This window comes from uncultured Mailhella sp. (genome assembly GCF_905187505.1).
Lineage (GTDB): Bacteria > Desulfobacterota > Desulfovibrionia > Desulfovibrionales > Desulfovibrionaceae > Mailhella.
The window spans coordinates 1-20,140 of record NZ_CAJJIC010000037.1 but is presented as its reverse complement, the minus strand read 5'-3'; the positions used below and the strand labels follow the sequence as shown (position 1 = coordinate 20,140).

Annotated in this window: 15 protein-coding genes and 1 pseudogene; 11 read left to right on the top strand and 5 right to left on the bottom strand. The window is 61.4% G+C overall.

What is annotated here, in order from left to right:
• The 9 genes from QZZ60_RS05430 to QZZ60_RS05390 all read left to right on the top strand — a co-directional run.
• Positions 1–348: hypothetical protein (locus QZZ60_RS05430; RefSeq protein ID WP_295638901.1), on the top strand; the 348-nt coding region annotated here is incomplete at its 5' end.
• Positions 349–845: 497 nt separating this feature from the next.
• Entirely contained in the window at positions 846–2,342 is a 1,497-nt protein-coding gene (locus QZZ60_RS05425; RefSeq protein ID WP_295638898.1) for a bifunctional heptose 7-phosphate kinase/heptose 1-phosphate adenyltransferase, read from the top strand.
• A gap of 746 nt (positions 2,343–3,088) precedes the next feature.
• Entirely contained in the window at positions 3,089–4,057 is a 969-nt protein-coding gene (locus QZZ60_RS05420) for an AEC family transporter (RefSeq protein ID WP_295638895.1), read from the top strand.
• Between the two features lie 106 nt (positions 4,058–4,163).
• On the top strand, positions 4,164–5,240 hold the full coding sequence (locus QZZ60_RS05415; RefSeq protein WP_295638892.1) for a DctP family TRAP transporter solute-binding subunit: 1,077 nt from the start codon (positions 4,164–4,166) through the stop codon (positions 5,238–5,240).
• 62 nt (positions 5,241–5,302) lie between these two features.
• Positions 5,303–5,773, top strand: coding sequence for a TRAP transporter small permease (locus QZZ60_RS05410; protein ID WP_295638890.1), 471 nt, complete (start codon positions 5,303–5,305; stop codon positions 5,771–5,773).
• A gap of 117 nt (positions 5,774–5,890) precedes the next feature.
• Complete coding sequence (locus tag QZZ60_RS05405) at positions 5,891–7,186, top strand: TRAP transporter large permease (protein WP_295638887.1); 1,296 nt, start codon at positions 5,891–5,893, stop codon at positions 7,184–7,186.
• Positions 7,187–7,775: 589 nt separating this feature from the next.
• Positions 7,776–8,735, top strand: coding sequence for a YafY family protein (locus QZZ60_RS05400; protein ID WP_295638884.1), 960 nt, complete (start codon positions 7,776–7,778; stop codon positions 8,733–8,735).
• A 381-nt stretch (positions 8,736–9,116) separates the two neighbouring features.
• The gene (locus QZZ60_RS05395; RefSeq protein ID WP_295638882.1) at positions 9,117–10,259 is read left to right on the top strand and encodes a hypothetical protein; all 1,143 of its coding nucleotides are present in this window, start codon (positions 9,117–9,119) and stop codon (positions 10,257–10,259) included.
• 72 nt (positions 10,260–10,331) lie between these two features.
• Entirely contained in the window at positions 10,332–10,580 is a 249-nt protein-coding gene (locus tag QZZ60_RS05390) for a transcription factor (RefSeq protein WP_295638880.1), read from the top strand.
• Positions 10,581–11,219: 639 nt separating this feature from the next.
• On the opposite strand, the gene QZZ60_RS05385 is transcribed toward QZZ60_RS05390, so the two are convergent.
• Both QZZ60_RS05385 and QZZ60_RS05380 read right to left on the bottom strand, forming a co-directional pair.
• Positions 11,220–11,453, bottom strand: a complete 234-nt coding sequence (locus tag QZZ60_RS05385) for a hypothetical protein (RefSeq protein WP_295638904.1) — start codon at positions 11,451–11,453, stop codon at positions 11,220–11,222.
• Between the two features lie 60 nt (positions 11,454–11,513).
• Positions 11,514–11,705: pseudogene (locus QZZ60_RS05380) on the bottom strand (helix-turn-helix domain-containing protein); the annotation flags it as partial.
• Positions 11,706–13,069: 1,364 nt separating this feature from the next.
• On the opposite strand from QZZ60_RS05380, the gene QZZ60_RS05375 reads away from it, so the two are divergent.
• Complete coding sequence (locus QZZ60_RS05375; RefSeq protein WP_295638877.1) at positions 13,070–14,074, top strand: GGDEF domain-containing protein; 1,005 nt, start codon at positions 13,070–13,072, stop codon at positions 14,072–14,074.
• 709 nt (positions 14,075–14,783) lie between these two features.
• On the opposite strand, the gene QZZ60_RS05370 is transcribed toward QZZ60_RS05375, so the two are convergent.
• The 3 genes from QZZ60_RS05370 to QZZ60_RS05360 all read right to left on the bottom strand — a co-directional run bounded on the left by QZZ60_RS05370 (position 14,784) and on the right by QZZ60_RS05360 (position 19,536).
• A complete protein-coding gene (locus QZZ60_RS05370) occupies positions 14,784–16,598 on the bottom strand; it encodes an ABC transporter transmembrane domain-containing protein (RefSeq protein WP_295638874.1) in 1,815 nt (604 codons plus the stop codon).
• A gap of 129 nt (positions 16,599–16,727) precedes the next feature.
• Positions 16,728–18,566, bottom strand: a complete 1,839-nt coding sequence (glmS, locus tag QZZ60_RS05365; protein WP_295638871.1) for a glutamine--fructose-6-phosphate transaminase (isomerizing) — start codon at positions 18,564–18,566, stop codon at positions 16,728–16,730.
• A gap of 316 nt (positions 18,567–18,882) precedes the next feature.
• Positions 18,883–19,536, bottom strand: coding sequence for an OmpH family outer membrane protein (locus QZZ60_RS05360; protein ID WP_295638868.1), 654 nt, complete (start codon positions 19,534–19,536; stop codon positions 18,883–18,885).
• A 260-nt stretch (positions 19,537–19,796) separates the two neighbouring features.
• On the opposite strand from QZZ60_RS05360, the gene QZZ60_RS05355 reads away from it, so the two are divergent.
• The gene (locus QZZ60_RS05355) at positions 19,797–20,084 is read left to right on the top strand and encodes a chorismate mutase (protein ID WP_295638865.1); all 288 of its coding nucleotides are present in this window, start codon (positions 19,797–19,799) and stop codon (positions 20,082–20,084) included.
• The last annotated feature ends 56 nt before the right edge of the window (positions 20,085–20,140 follow it).

The following is a 20,140-nucleotide window of genomic DNA, read 5'->3' as shown; positions in this document are numbered from 1 at the left end:
CTTCGCGAAAGCACCGGTGTGGTTGGAAGGGATTTCCAGATTTTTAAGGGGAGAGTGGAGGCTCGAAACTCTGGAAAACTTTCGTTGGCAAAGAACAGTCGTTTTTCAACGATATGGCGGGCCGTTGTTTTTCCTTTCTGCCTTCTCTCAACGCTCAAAAAACTAGAGGGAAAACTCGCCGTTCACTGTTCGGTCGGCCTCCGTTTACAGCGAATGACCGTTTCTCAACGCTCGGGCGGGCCTTCGCTTGCAGCGGATAACCTTCTCTCAGCGCTCGGGGGCCCGGGCGATGTCAGAAGCCCGGTCAGCGGTCATGAACAGGCGGAATTCACTTCCGCCGGTACATGAAATGCCCGTCATGCAAGCCCTGCGTCCGTACAGCGTGTCCCGGGGAAACGGGCGATGGTGATACTCGGGAGAAAAAATGTCGCACCGGGCGATGTCAGAAGCCCGGTCAGCGGTCATGAATAGCCGCGATTCACTCCCGGCGTTCCATGAAATGCCCGTCATGCAAGCCCTGCGTCCATACCGCGTGTCGGAAGCTGACGGGCGATGGGCCGCAGCCTTGTCGGGCCACTGCTGAGCGGCCGAATACCGGAAGGGAACAGCCGTTTCCCCATCCCATCATTCACGCCCCAGAAACTGAAAAGTTTTGAAAGGGCGGATGGGGGTGTGGGGGAAGGCGGGGAAAACTTTTTCAAAAGTTTCCCCGCCTTCCCCCGCATTCTCTCTTTCCTCCCTCTTCTTTACTTCGCTTTCGGCGGCTGATACTCTGGGCGGGGCGAAAAGCCGGGGCGGGAGCGTTGTTCCATTGTCCTTCATTTGAGACCTTCACAGGAAAAACCATGCTGCTTTCTACCATAGTCAAGGCGTACAGGAACGTCAGGGTTCTTTGTGTGGGCGACGTGATGCTCGACCATTTTCTTTACGGGAAGGTGGAGCGCATTTCGCCCGAGGCTCCCGTGCCGGTATTCAACTTTCAGAGCGAAAAAAAGATGCTCGGCGGGGCGGGCAACGTGGTGGCCAATCTGCACACGCTCGGCTGCACGGCCGACATTCTCTGCTTCATCGGCGACGACGATGCGGGGAAGGAGGTACGGCGTCTTCTCAGTCAGGTATGCGATCATGCGGCCGCGCTGGTGGTGCCGGGCTTTCCCACCATTGAAAAGACCCGCGTGATTGCGGGCAACAATCATCTTCTGCGCATCGACAACGAGCGGCGTTTCTGCTGCAACGACGACATTCTCGGCCCTGCGCTCGACGAGCGGGTGAAGGCCGCGGACATCATTCTTCTTTCCGACTACGCCAAGGGGCTGCTTTCGCCCGAGCGCTGTCAGCGCATCATAGAGGTCTGTCGTGCGGCGGGCAAGCCCGTCATCATCGACCCCAAGGGCGACGACTACTCGAAATACGCCGGTGCCACCGTGGTCAAGCCCAACCTCAAGGAATTCAATCAGGCCACGGGGCTTTCGTGTCATCCTTCCGACCCCGACTTCACGGACAGTCTGCGCCGGGGAGCCAAAGCGCTGTTTGAACGCTACGGCATTGAAAATCTGCTCGTCACGCTTTCCGAGCACGGCATGGCCTTCGTGTCCGCCTCCCGTCCCGACGACGTGTTTCAGCTTCCCACCGAGGCGCGCGAAGTGTTCGACGTGTCGGGCGCGGGCGACACCTCCCTTGCCGCCTTCGGCGCGTCGCTTGCGGCAGGCGCCGACATTCAGGACGCCATGAAGCTCGCCAACATCGCGTCCGGCGTGGCCGTGGGCAAGCTCGGCACTTCCTGCGTGACCGCGCAGGAAATTCTCGACGCCCTTTCGCGCCGCCGCTCCGCCTCCGGCCCGGGCTGGAAGCAGAAAAACAAGATCGTCAGCCGCCGCGAGGCCGCGGCCATTGCCGCCCAGTGTCGCGAGCAGGGCAAAAAGGTGGGATTCACCAACGGCTGCTTCGACCTGCTGCATCAGGGGCATCTGCACTCGCTCATGCAGGCACGCTCCCTGTGCGACGTGCTCATGGTGGGCCTCAATACCGACGCTTCCATAAAAAGGCTCAAGGGCCCGGAACGTCCCATTCAGGACGAAAAGACCCGCGCCCTGCTGCTCGCCTCCCTGGAGTTCGTCGACTTCGTCATCATGTTCGACGACGACACCGCCCTGCCCCTTGTGGACGCCATCCGTCCCGACCTCATTCTGAAGGAAGGCTACACCATCGACCGCTGGCCCGAGGCGCAGTTTGTGGAAAGCTACGGCGGCAGGGCCGTCACCCTCTCGCGGCTCGACGGCTACTCCACCACGCAGACCATTCAGAAAATGAAGCGGGGAGAAGAAACAACGCTGCCGAAGTAAGCCCGGTCCCTTCTCACGCGCGACGCCCCGGAGCTCTCCTGTCCGCTCTTCGCCGCATCGAAGGAGCGCAGCACGGCCTGGAACGCGCCCCTCGACCGCCTTTCTCTTTTCCGCCGCATGACTCGAAAGGCCGCCGGAATGTTCCCGGCGGCCTTCTTCGTCGGCCACTCCCTGCACGCGTCCACAAAACGGACGCCTTCCCTTTTCCGCCCAGAAGCGCGAATGCGACAGAAAAAGCGCAGGCGACCGCGAAAAGCGCCGCGCCGCAGATGCGCTGCAACGGCCCCGCAGCTTTTTTGCAGAAAGTGAAAAAATGCACACAACATCTGCACAAACGCGGTCTCCGGCAGCCCGGGCGTCGCAACATCCTTCCGCCGCGGGGGAAAATGCGGTCCCCACAACGCAACCCCCTGATGCGGACGGCCTAACCGGCATGAAACACTGCCTCTTTTACAGACCTTTTTTTCTTCTCAAAAAATCTCTCCCTTTATTTGACAATTTTTGAAAACCTACTAATCTGAAAAAAATCGTCTTCCCGGAACGTTTTCTCATCCGCCCCCGGCGGAACGTCGGAAGAGGTCGCAAAGCCGCGCTGCGGCGCGCGACGCCTCCGGCTCATGAGGGAGCGTCGTTATCTCCTTTTTGAGAGGTAAGTCATCCCGGGGAGATGTCCGCCGGTTTTTTCTCTCTCCTTGTACGGTACAGGGCCGGAAGCCGCGCGGGAACTTTTTGCCTCAGGCTCCGCCATGGAACGGCTTCTGCTCACTCTGACCATCATCTTCGTCAGTCTCATTGCCGGGTATCTCTTCCGTCAGTGGGTGAGCCTGGGCGCGTCTGCCTTCACGGAATCTTCGCTGAAGCGCCTGCGCATCGTCATTCAGAAGACGGCGATGTTCGGTCTCATTCCGCTCTCGGCCATGCTTTCGCTGTGGGGGCTGCCTTCGCCGGACCCGCGGCTTCTGTGCCTGCCCGCGCTCGGTCTTGCGGCATGGGTCGCGGGAGGGGCGCTCGCCCTCTTCTTCTCCCGACGCATGGGGCTCGGCCGCGCGCAGACCGGCAGCATGTACTGCTGCGGCACCTTCACCAACATAGGCGCGGTGGGCTGCCTTGTGGCGGTCATGCAGTTCGGCGAGCAGGCCATCGCCATGGCCTCCCTGTACCGCCTGTGCGAAGAAATGTTCTACTTCGGCGTGGCCGTGCCCGTGTCGCGCAGCTACGGTTCCGCAGGCGCATCAGGCACGAAGACGCCCCGTCTGCATCTTGATCCGGTGCTGGCCGCCATACTCTTCGCCCTCGGTCTCGGGCTTTTCCTCAATCTTTCCGGCGTGCGGCGGCCTTCCGCCTTCGGCACGCTCTCGGCGGCGGCCATGATCGCGGGCACCGTATGCTTTCTGCTCTCCATAGGCATGGGCCTGCGTCTCTCGCGCATGACCGCCTATGTGCGCGAGTCCGCCGTCATCTCCCTCATCAAATTTGTCTGCGTGCCCCTCATCGTCACGACGCTGGCCTCTCTGGCCGGACTCGGCGAGGTGGAAGGCGGCCTTCCGCTCAAGGTGGTGGCCATTCTTTCCGCCATGCCCGTGGCCATGAACGCGCTCATTCCCCCGTCCCTGTTCGATCTGGACCTGGATCTGGCCAATGCCTGCTGGGTGTTCACCACGCTGGAACTCGTGGTCGTTCTACCCGTTCTCATTATTGTCCTGCCGCTGCTCTAAGCGGCCGAAACGTGCTTCCGCCCCCGTACCCCGGGCGGGAGTGCTCTCCCTTCACACCGGGTGCAACGCGACCTCGCGTCGCAAAGAACATATCCGAGGAGGATTTATGAAGCGACTTTTCCGTACCGCCCTCATGACCGCCGTCTGTGTGGGACTTCTTTCCGCCCCGGCGCTTGCCGCCTACAAGAAGGAATACAAGCTGAGCGTGGTGCCCGCCGCCACCTCCGGCTGGGGCCTTTCCGCCACCTACTTCGCCGATCTCGTCAAAGAACGCACGAACGGACGCATCAACATCAAGGTGTATCCCGGCGCCCAGCTCATGGCCGGCAAGCAGACGTCCGAACTTCTGCTCGTCCGCCGCGGCGCCATCGACTTCGCCCTTGCCTCCACCATCAACTGGTCTCCCCAGGTGCAGGAACTCAACCTTACCGCCCTGCCCTTCTTCGTGGCCAACAACCCCGACCGCTACAAGGCCATGGACGCCATTGAAGCGGGCAAATCCGGTCAGATGATCGTGGACGCCGTGGAAAAGACCGGCGTGAAGTTCATAGGCTGGGGCGAAAACGGCTTCCGCGAGCTCACCACCAGCAAGGGCCCCATCAACCATCCCGCCGACATGAAGGGCATGAAGCTGCGCGTGTGCGGCACGCCCATCTTTGCCGACATCTTCACCGCGCTCGGCGCCAATCCGCAGGCCATCAACTGGTCCGAAGCCGTGACCGGCTTCCAGCAGGGCATCGTGGACGGCCAGGAAAACCCCACCAACGGCATCAACATCACCCTGCAGATCTGGACCTGGCACAAGTATCACACCGACTGGCACTACATGATCGATCCGCTGCTTCTCACCGCCAACTCCAAGGTGTGGAAGTCCTTCTCCGCCGAAGATCAGGCCATTCTGCTGGACTGCGCCAAGGAAATGGAAAAGTACAGCAAGGCCCTTTCCCGCCTCGGCTTTGACGACGGCTCCTCGCTGGCCTTCCTCCAGAGCATAGACAAGGTGCCCGCCGTGACCGATCCCTTCAAGACCATGGAGGAAAAGGGCATGACCATCGTGAAGTTCACGCCCGAACAGGTCAGGGAATTCTACGACGCCACCCAGAGCGTGCGCGACAAGTGGACCAAGGAAATCGGCCCCGAACTCGTGAAGGCCGCCGAAGCCGACATGAAGGCCGCCCAGTAAACCGTGTTCCGGGAGCGACTGCCGGGCCGCTCCCGCCTTTCTCATCATCGGGGATTCTCATTATGTGGAACTTTCTGAACGCACGCTTCGAGGAACTGCTCGGAGCCATTCTGCTTGCCGTGATGGCGTGCATCTCGTTCATCAACGTGATCGTGCGCTACTGCACCAACCTCTCATTTTCCTCGTCGGAAGAACTGACCGTCAACCTCTTCGTATGGATCGTTCTTCTGGGCACCGCGCGGGCCTTCCGCGAAGGCGGAAACTTCAGCATGAACCTGCTGTACGACGCCATGCCCCGACCCGTCAGAAAGCTCCTGTACATTTTCGGCACCCTTTGCAGCATCGTCTTCTTCGCCGCCCTCTGCTGGCAGGGCTACATTGAAGTGGTGGACGAAATCGAGCTCGACGTGGTGTCCGAATCGCTGGCCATCCCGGTGTGGATCTACACCATCGCCACGCCGCTCTTCTCCGCCCTCATCATCGTGCGCATTCTCCAGAAGGTCTGGGAAGACTTCCGTACCAGAAACTACTAGACGCCCCGTCGCGGTCCTTCCCGCACGGGCCCCTTCCCGACAAACGCACGTCACAAAAACGCAGCCGAACGGCAAGCCTTTTTTGCCGAATCGGCATCCCTTCACGGAGAACAACGCATGGACATGGAACTTTTCAAGGACCCGGCATTCTGGCTGCTCATCACCTTCATCATCCCGCTCATCTTCCGCGTGCCCATCGCCATTTCCCTGGGCCTTTCCGCCATCTTCGTGGGCTGGTGGTGGGACATGGGCATAGACATGCTCTCCTACAACTTCTTTGCCGGCATCGCCAAGGTGCCGCTGCTCGCCATTCCCTTCTTCATTCTCGCGGGCTTCATCATGGAACGCGCGGGCATTGCCGCCCGCATCGTCACGCTGGTGGAAGCCATCGTGGGCAACATGACCGGCGGCCTTGCCGTGGCCACCGTAGGCGTGGCCACCTTCTGGGGCGCGGTGAGCGGCTCCGGCCCGGCCACCGTGGCGGCCCTCGGCCTCATCCTCATCCCCGCCATGGTCAAGAGCGGCTACGACAAGCCCTTCGCCGCGGCCACGGTGTCCGTCACCTCCGGCCTTGCCATCGTCATTCCGCCGAGCATCGCCTTCATCGTGTACGGCGGCATCGCCGACGTGTCCGTGCCCGCCCTCTTCGCCGCGGGCTTCATTCCCGGCGTGGTGGTGGCCCTCTTCCTCATGGGCTCGGTGCTCATCACCTCCCGCAAGAAGGGCTATCGCGGCAAGCCCAGAAGCATGCCCGTGTCGAAGGCCCTGCGCGAGGCCTTCTGGGGCGTCATGACCCCTGTGGTCATTCTCGGCGGCATCTACGGCGGCGTGTTCACCCCCACCGAAGCCGCGGCCGTGGCCATCTTCTACGGCCTCTTCGTGGGCGTGTTCATCTACCGCACCATCAACAAGGTCTCCATTCTCATCGACGTGCTCGTGGAATCGGTGAAGGCCACCGCGGTCATCATGTTCGTGGTCACCTGCGCCGGCCTCTACGCCTGGGTGGCCAGCACCGTGGGACTTGTGGAACGCGGCGCCTCCGTGCTGCTTTCCCTTTCCGACAATCCCATCGTGCTCCTTCTGCTCATCAACGTCATTCTCTTCATCGCGGGCATGCTGCTCGACGCCATTTCCATCTACTACGTGCTCCTGCCCTTCCTCATGCCCATCATGGCTCACTTCGGCTGGGATCCCGTGTGGTTCGGCGTGATGATGACCATCAACCTCGCCCTCGGTCAGGTGACCCCGCCCGTGGCCGTCAACCTGTACGTGGGCGCGAAGATAAGCAACCTCACCATGGAGGAGATCATCCCGCCCGTGCTGCCCATGCTGGCCGCCTCCGCGCTCGCCCTCGTGGTCATCGTGCTCTTCCCCGACATCACGCTCTTCCTGCCGAGACTGCTCGGCATGTAGCCACTCCTTCCGCCTCATGCCGCGCGCATGACAGGCCGCATTCAAGGGACCGTCCTCTTCCGGGGGCGGTCCCTTGCCGTTTCCGGCGCATTGCGGAACGCGTGAGCCGTAACGTGCGCCCGGCCGCCTGCGGCAAAAACGCCCCCCCGTCTTTGCGCATCGTCGCCGCAGGCTCTTCCCTCCCGTCTTTGCGTGCCTTCGCCGGAAAACGCCCCGCTCCGGCCGAAAACGCCCGACCGGGGCACGAAATCCCTGCCGCCGCAAGGCCGCGGAGAAGAAAAAACGGAGCCTTCGCCCGCACAAACAATCCACGCATGAGGAGACTCCGACAAAAATCTGCTTCCCTGAGCCACACTGTTGTGGACTTCCTGCGAGAATCCCTTTGACTTTCCGCCGAATTTCGGCTGTCCAATAAAATAATATCTTTCGCTTAAAAAACGCTTTCCCTGAGCCGCACGCCGGAAAAACGCATGATGACGCGAAAACGGCATCCGTGCGCGTCGCGCGGAAGGCAGCCGCGCGAAAACGAACGCTGTTTGCCCGAGCCCATGTGAACCAGTCCGAAAAATTTCTCTGGAGTCCCTTGACGATGTTTTCCCATCCGACATCTGCACCTGGCCACGCCTCCTCCGGCGAGGGAGGGTCGCGAATTTCCCGTCTGCTGCGCATCGTGCAGGCCATCCGCAAAGATCCCCGTCGTCCTCTTGAGGCACTGCGAAGCGACCTCGGCATAAGCAGAAGTCAGTTTTACAAGGACAAGGCCGCACTCGCCGAAGCCGGTTTCCGCTTCAGCTACGGCAAGAAGCACGGCTTCCGCATTCTGGAAGACCGGCTCGTGTCCACGCTCGATCTGAGCCTGCCCAACCGTCTCATTCTCATGCTGGCCATGGAGCAGCTCTGCGCCACGGACGACGGTCTGCTCGCCTCGCTCGCCGCGGACGCGGGCAGAAAGCTGGCGGGAGGCATGCCCTCGCCCTTTCGGGAACAGATGCTCTCCGCCTTCGACAAGAGCCTGCCCGGCTGGAGAAGCGGCACGACGACGGAATCGCTCTCGCCGCTGCTCGACGCGGTCTCCCAGGGAAAAAGAATACGCATCCTTTACGCGGGCCGCGGCGCATGGGACACGCGCTGGCGCGAAATAGATCCCCGGCATCTCTACCTCAGACGACAGGCGCTGTATCTGTACGCGCGCACCGTGGACGAATCGCCCTGCCAGTGGAAGGCCTTTCGCGTGAGCGGCATTCAGAAGGTGGAAGACACCGGCATGAGCCTGCGCTGGCCCGTGGACGCCGACGACGGCTTTTCCGCCAAGGCCAAAGGCGTCCAGGAAACGCCGTCTGCGGACGGCAGCCGACCCGTGACCATACGCTTCACCGGTCAGGCATCACGCTATGTTCGGGAAAGGATAGGGCACGCCGACAAAAAGCTCAGACTGAACGGCCCGGATGAGGTGCTGTTCACCATGCGCGTCGCCGATCCGCAGGAAGTCGTGCGCTGGGCGAGCATGTTCGGCAAGGATGCCGAGGTCATTCCCGACGGCGAAGAGTGACGCGCGCTTTCCGGGCGAAGCGCGCTTCTTCGCCCCGGCGCGGCCCGTCGGACAACGACGGCCGCGCCGATCCCCTTTTGCCTCTGCCGCGGCTCCTTCCCCTGCGGCACGCCGCATTCCCCTTTCCCTGCGGCAGAGCCGCATTCTCGACGCCCCTTTCCCTCCGCGGCCCTTCTCCGCCGGAGGGCCCGTCATTCTCCCCTTCTCCTGCTGCCCGCTTTTCTCTGAACACGAAAAAAATGTCGACACGCCTTGTAATTTTTTTTACGTCGTTTTATACCGTGGGGCAGGAAACTTGGTTCCGGCAAAGCGCGCCGGTCGTCATGCACGGCGAACCGCGTTCCGGCAGGCGCTTTGCAACCTCAGCTCAGGGAGATGTCCATGAACAGACACCTGTGGTTCAAAGGCGCGAGCCTCGCGCTCGCCCTGCTTCTGCCTTCGGCGGCCTCGGCGGCCTCCGAATCGGCGCTCATGCAGGCCCCGGCCCGCAACGCGGCCATCATCGCCAAAGTTCCCGGATTCAAGGCCGCCGACCTCGATCTTTACCTCGGTCAGCGCCGCATCAGCGAAGGCGTGGTCATCCGCAAAAGCTTCATCCGCGACGGCAAGATCGTCATTCCTCCGGCCGGACTGTACTACAGTTCGCGCATCGCGAGCATAGGCACCATGACCAACATCGAAGTCATGCTGCTCGGCAAGCGCTACTCGGAGGTGGACGAAGCCTTTGAATACCTCGTGCTGAAGAACCGCGTCATGAAGAAGGGCGATTCCATCAATCTTCTTCCCGACGGCTCCCGCGCCCTGCAGTTCGTAAGCGGCAGCTCCCATCCCTACGGCAACAGCGCGGGCTACTCCAGCCTGCGCATCATGAAATCTTCCGGCAACTTCTACGGCACCAACTTCCAGGTGGCCGTGGATCCCACCCTCGTGGACGTGAACTCCGGCAAGTTCCACGGTCTCGGCCTCAGCGAGGGACGGCATCCCGTCACCGCCTCCACCGGCGAGCCCGTGCAGCACAAGAGCTACTTCGGCGCTTCCATCTATCCGAGCGGCAAGTCCTACCTCATCGTGGGCAGAACCAGCCCCACCGAAGTGGAAGTGAAGGAATTCGCCACGCCCAGCCTCACCGAAATATGGCTCACCTCCGAACCCCGCGTTTCCGGCGCCTACAAGGCGGGAGACAGCGTGAAGGTCGGCAATGCCACGGTGAAGGTTCTCTCCGTGGGCAAGGACTCGGCAAAGATAGCCCTTGCCGAAAACGGCAAGGAAACCGTGAAGGAATTCAAGGGAATGCTCGACAAGCACGCCCTTGACTACCTGCCCTCCAGCCCGGCAGAGCGGGCAAAGTGGCAGATGGCCTCCGCCGACGGCAAGGTGCGCGTGCAGGTGGCCATGCTTCATCCTGACGGAGTGCTCACGAGCGACGGCAAGGTGAGGCTCGACATGTTCAGCGGCGTGTTCAGCCTGAAGAATCCGCAGGCCTGGCCGGGCGATCCGCGCTTCACGGTTCGCCCCGACACCTGAGCATCCTGCAGCGAGCTGAATGAGATCATTCTCGAAAACACCGACGAGATCGTTCTCGACAGCGCCAGCAACGTGTTTGCTGGTCCCGAAAACTACTTCCGCATCGTGATCGACGACTTTGACGGCAAGCAGGTCAAGGCCTGGCACTTTGAAGACGCCGACGGCAACAAAAGCCCCAACCTCGCCTCGTTCGCCAAGGGTCACAACATCGATCTTCTGGCCAACCTGGAAAACAAGTCCATCAGCCCCTTCGCGCTGCGAATGTCCCTCAACATGCTCTATGACGACCTTGAAGAGCAGGGCATCGTCATGAGCCGCTGAAACGCATCCGCCGCATGAGCGCGGCTCCGGGCGGGACGCCGTCCCGCCCTTTTTTGCGCCCGAAAGAACGCCCAAAAGCCGTCTTTTCCCGAAGCGGCCTCACCTTCCGCCGAGACTTGCCGCTTCCCGGAACGGAGAGGACGGGTCGCCGACGGACACAAGACGGCCCATGCCTGCCGGCAGAAGTCCGGGCCGTCATCGTCCGCCGTCATCGGAGTGCCCCGGAACGCTGTCCGGCCGGAAAAGACGCGCCGCTCCCGGCTCTCCGCAAGCGCCCCGGGCGGACAGGGCGGCGCTCTCCAGCCGAGAGGATCAATCGTGCGCTGCGGAAGAGCACGCTTCCCGAAAACGAAGGCGCGTTGCCGACGTTGCGCCGGACGCTTTTCCCGACGGCGCGCGTCGAAATTTCCTCCACACCATCAGGCCGCGACGGCCTTCTTCACCAGACGCCGGACAATCCGCCCCCCGGCAGGGCATCCACGGAAACGGCGCTTCCCCGCGGCGGTGTCCCCGCGGCCGCTTTCCCTGCGGCGGGCCCCCGCATCGGAACGCGCAGGAAAGGATTCTCAAAGACGGAGGCCGGACGCCTCCATGCGGCAAAGACGCAGGCCGGACGCGGCAGAACGTGCCGCCGCAACGCTACCCCTTTTCCGTGCCCTTACTGGAGCGGACCACCGGCGAGGGCTCGAAAGGAGGCATGAGCCCTCCCTGCTTCTCGCGCTCCTCAAAGCGCGCGCAGCGCTCCCGCAGTCCGGCGTTTTCCTTCCACAAAAGACGGTTCTCGGCCGCCAGTTCCCGGCGCTCGTCTTCCAGACGATCCAGCCTCTTTTCCAGCATGAGGCAGCGAAGACAGGCCGCCTGTTCCTCCGACATGCCGTCGTCCGCATCTCCCGCCGCGTTCCCCGAAACGCCGGAAGCGTCCCGCATGGGACCGTCTCCCGTCAGAAGCCACTCCAGCCGGACCCCCGTCTTTGAACAGATTTTTAATACAACGTCGGTGTTGGGCAGATTTTCATTCCGCTCATAAAAGCCCAGCGAGCCCTTGCTTATGCCGAGCTCACGCGAAAACGCCTCCTGAGATATGCTGCCTCGCACAGATTTTATGCGTTCTCCGAGTGTGGTCATAGGGCAAACGTCCAGCATCCAATGTTCATTCCTTCCGGAGGGACGAAAATATAAGCATCAACCCCCTGAAAGAAAACAAAAAACAAGAACATTGGGCATAATTTTAGTTTTGTCCCTATAATTCTGCTTTACTCGAACAGAAAAATGTTCTAAAAGCAGAAATGCGGGCGATTGAAAAGTACCGTTGACTTGTCGACTTTAACCGCTCCGCAGGTGAATATCAATGTCCGGACAGCATGATATCCGGACAGGATAATGAGCATCCTGCGCTTGTTGTCCAATCTTTCTTCCGGGCGCGTCTTTCCGGACGAGCCCGGACGGACGCGCGCTCTCTCCGCGTCCGTTCTCTGCAGGCGCGTCGTCCCGCCATGGGCGGGCTGCGCCGGGCCCCGGCGTCCTGCGGCTCCGCGGGCCATGCCTTCAACGACGCCGGCCGGAAGGGAAACCCTCCTCAGAGCTGCGGTCGTGCCGACCATCCGGCCGACTCGGCCGTGCATGACCGGGACTTCTTCCCGCAAGAGCGAACGTGTGACTCTTCCGTGCCGGCCAGCGCCTTTTCTCTCCGTGCAGGCTCCCGCCTTCCCCCGGAGACAAGGTCACTCCCGGGGAATCAGCTCTTGCACTGCAACGTCATGTTTCAGATAGCCGCCCTGCGGCAAAGCGGTCGGAACGCCTCCCCCGCGTCCCGTTCCTTCCGCTCTTCTGCGCGCCGAAGCTCGTCGCACCTGCGGCATCTCCACAGGGATGAACTTCAGCCTCCGCCCCTCTGCGCTTCGTCTCCGCGCCCGTGCGCAGCGTTTCCCTCCCCTCTTCCTGCGGTCGAATCCGCGCCCTCTTTTTTCCCTCATGCCTCCGCAGGCACGGGGCAGGCTTCGGCCGAACCGCGTCTTTCCTCCGGCGCCGCTCCCGTCCCGAGCATGGCTCCGCAACCGTTCCGGCGACCTTCCCGCCCGTCTTCCCGCACGAAACACGCCGCTCCGCCGCACGCCTTTCCTCCGGCGCCGCATTCCCGATTCCGGACGAAAGTGCCGAAGCGTGCGCTCTCAGTCGGGGCGCGGGCGCAAGTCAGGCCTTTCGCCCGCCCTCGTCCGCCGGCTGCGGCGTCGACAGGACAAAAGTCTTCTTCTTTTCATCTTGAAAAAAATCCCGGGAACACGTACCTTATTATCCACCTCTCTCCAAAAAACAAGAAAACGTACGCGATACCGCGTGGCCAACCTGTTATTATGACTCATTAATCCCCATTTTCTCGAAAAATTCGGAAAAAATATCATTGCAGGAGCCCTTCAAGCCCCATATCATGACTTCCATTTTCAAAAAAATCATGTCGCCAAACCATGGAAAAACGGCGCGAGGTTCTGCCCATGGACAACATTCTCTCTTCCGGTGAAGACAAAAAGAAAAAAATCATGGAGTTGACCAGTCAGTTTCTGCACTGGCACTACTGCGAGAACAACGCCGTTTTCATTCTTCCCTATCTGGACTCGGAAATAAGCTGGTTCGGCGCGGCGGAACATGAATATCTGACCGGCGTTGAAAAGGTGACGTCCTTTCTGAATTCCCTCGAGGGGCACGTTCCGAAATGCGACATCAAAGATGAAGTCTATGACGTCATCCAGCCCGTGCCGGACCTGTTCATCTGCTCGGGCATGGCGTGGATTTCCACTTCGCCATCCTCTCTCATCTACCTGCGCATGCATCAGCGCATCACCGCCGTGTTCCGCTGGAGCGAAGACGGCCCGCGCTGCTGTCATCTGCACGTCTCCAATCCCTACGCGGAAATGTCGGACGAAGACGTAGGCTTTCCCCAAAAAATGTCCATGGAGTCGCGCAGGTACTTTCAGGAACAGATCGAGGCGCAGAAAAAGCAGATCGAGGAACAGCACGAGTTCATCCGTCAGATGTACTTTGAAGACGTGGCCACGGGACTCTACAACAGAAACAAGTTCAACGAAGTGTGCGAAGCGCTGTCCGGCAGGGACTGCGGCAGACTCGGCATCGCCTACTTCGATCTCAACGGTCTGAAGAAAACCAACGATCTTATGGGACATCAGGCCGGGGACCGTCTTCTCAGCCGCACGGCCGCCCATCTCCTGCGGGCGTTCGGCAAAAGGGTCTACCGCACGGGCGGCGACGAGTTCATCGTCATCGACCGGGATTCCGACGAGGAAACCTTCAACGCCCACGTAAGAAGCGCCCTGAAGGACATGGAAAAAGACGACATATCCATCGCCGCGGGAACCTCATGGCGAAGCAGCCACGGCGACCTCGACGCGCAGATCAACGAGGCCGACAAAAACATGTATGCGGAAAAGCGCCGCTTCTACGAGAGATCGGGAAACGATCGCAGACGGCACAACTGGGGCTGAGCCCTTCCGCCCCTGCTCCGGCCGGGCGGAAAACGGCAGGGACGGGCGCGTCTGCCGAAAGGCGCGGCGCTCACATTCTGCCGCCCTGCCCAGGCTTACGGTCGTTCCGCACCGCGCGCCGTCCTTTCGGCGCGGACGGCTCAGTCTCATGAAGAACGGAAAAAGGCGGACTCCCGTTGTCTTCTTCGGCACGGACGGCTCTGCCTGCAATCCGGGCCTCACGGCCTTCCGCTTCAGGGCACAGAAACCGTTCTTCCGTCTCCGCCGCTCTTCGCGCCTTCTGCCGCCCTGCCCCCGGATGCGCTCGTTCCGCGCCGCGCGCCCCGCTCAGGCCCGGACGGCTCTGCCTGTCGCCGCTTCTCTCCTCGCTTTCTGCCGCGTGCCGGCAAGACGCCCGGGGCACTCTCCGCCTGCGGAAGCCTGCTCGCCGGGGGCCCTGCGCCTTCGCGTTCCCCGCGTGCGGCAGGATTTTCCCGTCGCATCGGCAGGCGCGCACGCCTCCCGCTTCTTTTCCGCATGAAGCCGACCGCGCCGGAACAGCATCGTTCCGCCGGACGGTCCCGGCCCTCTCTCTTCCGTCCCGCGACCGTCCGGGCCCAACGCGCCTTGCCCTGCGACCGGAATCCTGGGCGCGATGTCCCGCCGCGGACATTAAAAAAGAGCGGCAGAACCGTGTCTGCCGCTCTTCTCAAAGCCTGTGAAAACGCCGTCAGGCGACTTCTTCCGTCTTCTGCTCCGCTTCCCCGTGATGGATGGGAGCCTTGAACTGCATGTTGTAAAGCGTGCGGTACTGACCGCCGGGGATGGCCATGAGTTCCTCGTGCGTACCGAGTTCCGCAAGGCGTCCCTCATGGATGACGGCTATGCGGTTGGCGTTCTTCACGGTGGAGAGACGGTGCGCGATGACGAACACGGTCTTGTCGCGCATGAGGTTGTCTATGGCGCGCTGCACGATTTCCTCGGACTTGTTGTCCAGCGCGGAGGTGGCTTCGTCGAGAATGACGATGGGCGCGTTCTTGAGGAAGGCGCGGGCAATGGCCACGCGCTGCTTCTGACCGCCGGAAAGCAGAATGCCGCGCTCGCCGATGTAGGTGTCGACGCCCTTTTCGAGGGAATCGATGAACTCCGACAGACAGGCGTTGTGCAGGGCCTTCTTCACGTCCTCGTCGGTGGCGGAAGGATTGCCGAGCAGAATGTTTTCCTTGATCGTGCCGTCGAAGAGGAAGTTGTCCTGAAACACCATGGCGATGTGCTGCCGCAGATCGTTGAGGGCGAATTCCCGTATGTCCGTGCCGTCCACCCGGATGTGGCCCTTCGTCACGTCGTAGAAGCGGGGGATCAGGCTGACGAGCGTGCTCTTGCCGCCGCCGGAATTGCCCACGAGGGCGAGCATTTCGCCCACGCGCACGTCAAGGTTGATGTCGTGCAGCACTTCCACGCCCTTCTTGTAGGAGAAGGACACGTGCTCGAAGGTGATGCCCTGCTTCACCGCGGGCAGCGGAACGGGCTTCTCCTGTTCCCTGAGGGCTTTCGGCCGCTCCAGAATGGAGAACACGCGGTCGATGGCAAGAAACGACTGCTGCACGGAAACCGCCACGTTGGTGATGTTCTTGAGCGGGGTGTAGAGCATGAGCAGCGCGGTGATGAACGACACGAAGTTGCCGGGAGAAATGGTGCCCTGCACGATGAGCCAGCTGCCCATGGCAATGGCGAGGCCGAGGCCTATGGAAATGACGAAGTGCATGAACGGCGTGATCCACGCGGTGCGGCGGGTCATGGCCACGGTAAGGGTGAACACGTCGTTCAGAAGCGAGTTGAAACGGCCCTTCTGTCGGTCCTGAAGATTGTAGGCCGCGATGGTGCGGTTGCCGGAAAAGGTTTCGTTGTAGGTGGTGTTGAGCTGGAACATGCAGGAGTTGTTGCGCGTGACCAGCGACGTGAGCAGCTTCTTCACCTTGGTGAGGGGAGCCACGGCCACCACGAGAATGACGATGGCCAGAATGGAAAGCTGCCAGGAGTTGTAGAACAGCACGCCTATGAGGGCGACGGAAGAGCATATTCTGGTAAGAAAGCTCTTCAGGTTGCCGAGCAGTCCGGAACAGGCGAGTTCGGCGTCGGAGTTGAAGCGGAAGAGCACTTCGCCCGAGGTGGTGGTATCGAAGTAGGAAGGCTCTATGTCCACCAGCTTTTCATAAAGCCTGGCCTTGAGGCCCATGGTGAGCCTGCCGCCCACCCAGGCGTTGAGGTAGGCTCCGCCGAAGTTCAAAAGGCCCTGCACCGTGGTGAAGCCCACGATGAGCAGAGGAATGTACCACGGCGACTCCATGCTCTTGCCCACCACGACCACGTCGGTATAGGGCTTGAGGAACAGCGCAATGACGGCGTCGAGGCTGCCGACGGGCACGCAGATGAGCAGAGACAGGAGAGCCATGGGCCAGAACGGCTTGATGAACGGCCACATGCGCCTGTAGTTCACGGCGAACTGGTTTTTCTCCACCATCTGCCGGAGATCAAACTTCTTCATAGATTACTTCCGTTGGCGGTTCTGGACTGCCGAAACCGGGACTCGGACAGTCGGCATGCGCGCGGGAGCGCGGAAAAGCCATGGTAGCCCCGAAGGGCTTCCATGGCAAGAAAACTCTCATCCCCGGGCTTATTCCACGGTGACGCTCTTGGCGAGGTTGCGCGGCTGATCCACGTCCTTGCCGAGGTAGTCGGCCATCTGATAGCTGAAAAGCTGGAGCGCGGGCAGCGCGAAGAAGCAGGATATGACGGGATGCGCCGCAGGCAGCACCCAGGTTTCCTCCACGGAGAGATCGGGCACCTTTCCGTCCCTCTCCTGCACGAGCGCGATGACGCGGCCCTGTCTGGCCAGCACTTCCTGAATGTTGGACTTCACCTTGGGGAAGAGCTCATTGTCGAGCGCCAGAGCGAAGGTGGGGAACTGCGGATCGATGAGGGCAATGGGGCCGTGCTTCATTTCGCCTGCGGCGTAGCCTTCGGCATGGATGTAGGAAAGTTCCTTGAGCTTGAGCGCGCCCTCCAGCGCCAGCGCGTGACACTGACCGCGGCCGAGATAGAAGAAGCTGCGCGAAGAGGCGAAGCGCAGGGCGAGCTGTCCCGCCCGCTCCTGCATGGCGGGAAGCGCGGAGGCGAGCTTTTCGGGGAGCTCGCGCAGCGCCACAAGAAGATCCCTGTCGAACACGGCCGGGCTGCGGCGCTGTCCGTAATAGAGCGCCATGAGCGCGATGAGCACCATCTGACTGCACATGGCCTTGGTGGAGGCCACGCTTATTTCCGGGCCGGCCTGGGTGTAGAGCACGACATCGGCCTCTCTCGCGATGGAGGAACCAACCACGTTGCACAGACCTATCACTCTTGCGCCCTTCTCCTTTGCAAGACGCAACGCGGCGAGCGTGTCCGCCGTTTCGCCGGACTGGCTGATGACCATGACCGCCTCGCCCGGCAGAATGATGGGATCGCGATAGCGGAACTCCGAGGCGATGTCGAGATCGGTGGGGATGCCGCCCACGTTTTCCAGAAGCTGCTGGCCCCACAGTCCGGCGTTGTACGACGTGCCACAGGCCACGATGTGCAGGCGCGTTGGCACGTCAAGGGCGTCGAGCTCCTGAAGGTGCACGGAAAGGCTCCCGTCCGCCTCTTCCGTCACGCGGCCTGTGAGACAGTCGGTGATGACCCGCGGCTGCTCCATGATTTCCTTGAGCATGAAGTGCTTGTAGCCGCCCTTGGCCGCGGCCTGCATGTCCCACGGCACATGACTCACGCTCTTTTTCACGGGCGAAAGATCGGCAAGGGAGAACACTTCCCACGAAGCGCCCTCGATGCGGGCCACTTCGCCGTCTTCCAGAAAGACCACCTCGCGGGTGTAGGGCAGAAAGGCCGGAATGTCGGAAGCCACGAAGCACTCGCCCACGCCCACGCCCATGAGCAGAGGCGCGGCCATGCGTGCGGCATAAATGACGCCCGGCTCCTCCACGCCCATCATGACCACGGCGTAGGCGCCGTGCGCGCGGCGCAGCGCCCGGGCAAAGGCCTCGCACAGGCTGGGGGCAGTCTTCCTCTCCTCGCCTATGAGATGCGCGAGCACCTCGGTGTCGGTGTCGGAAAGGAAGGTGTGTCCCTTTGCGGAAAGCTCGTCCTTGATTTCCTGAAAGTTCTCGATGATGCCGTTGTGGATGATGGCTATGTCCCCGTCCTGCGAAAGATGCGGATGGGCGTTTCTTTCCACGGGCAGGCCGTGCGTGGCCCAGCGCGTATGACCTATGCCGGACGTGGCCAGAAGATAGGCGTTGTTCTCAAGCTTTGCCTCCAGCGCCGAAAGCTTGCCCGCCGCCTTCACCACATGGAGATGCCCCGCCTGCTCGAAGGCCACGCCCGAAGAATCGTAGCCCCGGTATTCCAGACGATGCAGGCCCTCCAAAAGCAGGGGAACGGCGGGACGATGCCCGCTGTAGCCAATGATTCCGCACATATGAGAACTCCTGTTTCAGGGAAGATATATCCGTCCTTATACAGAGGGACGGACCGGGGGGCAAGTGCCGGAAGAAAGCAAAATATTTCACTCTGTTGAAAACGACTTGCGGAAAAACTTCCCACGAAGGGAACGCAGGCGCTTTCGGCATCGCGTGCCGTCGGCCCGGCTCGCGTTCCGCGGCACGCGCTTCAAGGGAAGGCTTCCGCAGAGCGGCCCCTTCACGCGCCGCAGAGCGCAGGGACGCCCTCCCCCCTGCGACGAAAAAAGGCCCGTCCTCCGAAGAGGGCGGGCCCTTGTCATACGATGAAAAACGCTACTTCGCGGCGGGAGCGGCGGCCTTTTCCGCAGGCTTTTCAGCCTTGGCGGCAGGCTTGTCGGCCTTGGCGGCGGGAGCGGCCTTGTCCGTCTTCGCGGCGGGCGTGGCGTTTTCGGGCTCGGGCAGCGCGGGCTTGTCGAGAGAAGGCAGATCGCCGAAGGTGGCGGTGGCGGCGTCAAGAATGGTCTTCACCGCGTCGGTCACGTCCACTTCGGGCTTGTAGGAGGCCAGCGCCTCTTCGGGGAAGATGCCGAACAGCGACTTGTCGTTCTGGCACTTCTCAAGAGCCTTCTTCATTTCGGTCTGAAGCACGTTCATCACGTGTTCCTGATCCTGCTTGATGACGTTCTGCAGGAAGAACACGCGGCCCTGCAGCTCCTTCTGAAGACGCTGCACTTCCGCCTCGTTCTTGGCATTTTGAGCCTTTTCCAGATCCTGCTGAAGCGTGGAAAGCGAGGCCATGGCCTTGTTTTCCAGCTCGCTCACGCGGGCTATGCCCTCCTTGCCGAGCTTGGATTCCTGATAGAGCTTGGAAATCTGCACCACGCCGAACTGAGGTTCGGGCTTCTGAGGCTTCGCTTCCTCGTTGCAGCCGCCGAGCAGCGCAAGCATGGACACAAGGGCAAGAGCGGAAACTATGTTTCGGTTCATATGATCATTATCTCCTGTGATGAATGTCCCTCGCTCCCAGAAGGAGCGGAAATGACCTGCAACAAATACGCTTTTTGCCCGTTCTCGGCAATGGGGCGCAGAGGAGAAAAATTTTTTACTCATGCGCCCGCCCAGCGCCGCCGCCCTTGACAGCCGCGCCCGGCAAGAGCATTCCCACAAAAAAGACCCTTTTCCTCCCGCAGGGCAGACGGCGCGCCCCCCGGGAGCGTCACCCGCGCCGCCCCACAAGGCAGAACGCCATGGCAGACCCCAGATCGGAAGAGGCCATCGAAAAACTGAGAGCGGAAATAGACGCCATCGACGACGAAATGCTCACCCTCGTGCGCCGTCGCTTCAACCTGAGCCGCCGCATCATGACCGACGAACACCGCTACGGCATGCCCGTGGAAGTCTTCAGCCACGAACGGGAACAACAAACCATCGACCGCCTCAAAAAACTCAATGAAGACTCCGACTGCCCCATGCGCAGCGCCCATATCGGCAATATCTGGCAAATGATCTTCTCCTGCACCCGCGTAGGCTGGTAAAAAGAAGAGGAAGATTGTTGCGGGGGGAGGGAGACCCCCTTTTGAAAAAGGTGGTT

What these genes read in the sequence shown, in the direction of transcription:
- QZZ60_RS05425 (WP_295638898.1), top strand. Translation starts at nt 846, where the DNA reads ATGCTGCTTTCTACCATAGTCAAGGCGTACAGGAACGTCAGGGTTCTT.
- QZZ60_RS05420 (WP_295638895.1), top strand. Translation starts at nt 3,089, where the DNA reads ATGGAACGGCTTCTGCTCACTCTGACCATCATCTTCGTCAGTCTCATT.
- QZZ60_RS05415 (WP_295638892.1), top strand. Translation starts at nt 4,164, where the DNA reads ATGAAGCGACTTTTCCGTACCGCCCTCATGACCGCCGTCTGTGTGGGA.
- QZZ60_RS05410 (WP_295638890.1), top strand. Translation starts at nt 5,303, where the DNA reads ATGTGGAACTTTCTGAACGCACGCTTCGAGGAACTGCTCGGAGCCATT.
- QZZ60_RS05405 (WP_295638887.1), top strand. Translation starts at nt 5,891, where the DNA reads ATGGACATGGAACTTTTCAAGGACCCGGCATTCTGGCTGCTCATCACC.
- QZZ60_RS05400 (WP_295638884.1), top strand. Translation starts at nt 7,776, where the DNA reads ATGTTTTCCCATCCGACATCTGCACCTGGCCACGCCTCCTCCGGCGAG.
- QZZ60_RS05395 (WP_295638882.1), top strand. Translation starts at nt 9,117, where the DNA reads ATGAACAGACACCTGTGGTTCAAAGGCGCGAGCCTCGCGCTCGCCCTG.
- QZZ60_RS05385 (WP_295638904.1), bottom strand. Translation starts at nt 11,453, where the DNA reads ATGTCGGAGGAACAGGCGGCCTGTCTTCGCTGCCTCATGCTGGAAAAG.
- QZZ60_RS05375 (WP_295638877.1), top strand. Translation starts at nt 13,070, where the DNA reads ATGGACAACATTCTCTCTTCCGGTGAAGACAAAAAGAAAAAAATCATG.
- QZZ60_RS05370 (WP_295638874.1), bottom strand. Translation starts at nt 16,598, where the DNA reads ATGAAGAAGTTTGATCTCCGGCAGATGGTGGAGAAAAACCAGTTCGCC.
- glmS (WP_295638871.1), bottom strand. Translation starts at nt 18,566, where the DNA reads ATGTGCGGAATCATTGGCTACAGCGGGCATCGTCCCGCCGTTCCCCTG.
- QZZ60_RS05360 (WP_295638868.1), bottom strand. Translation starts at nt 19,536, where the DNA reads ATGAACCGAAACATAGTTTCCGCTCTTGCCCTTGTGTCCATGCTTGCG.
- QZZ60_RS05355 (WP_295638865.1), top strand. Translation starts at nt 19,797, where the DNA reads ATGGCAGACCCCAGATCGGAAGAGGCCATCGAAAAACTGAGAGCGGAA.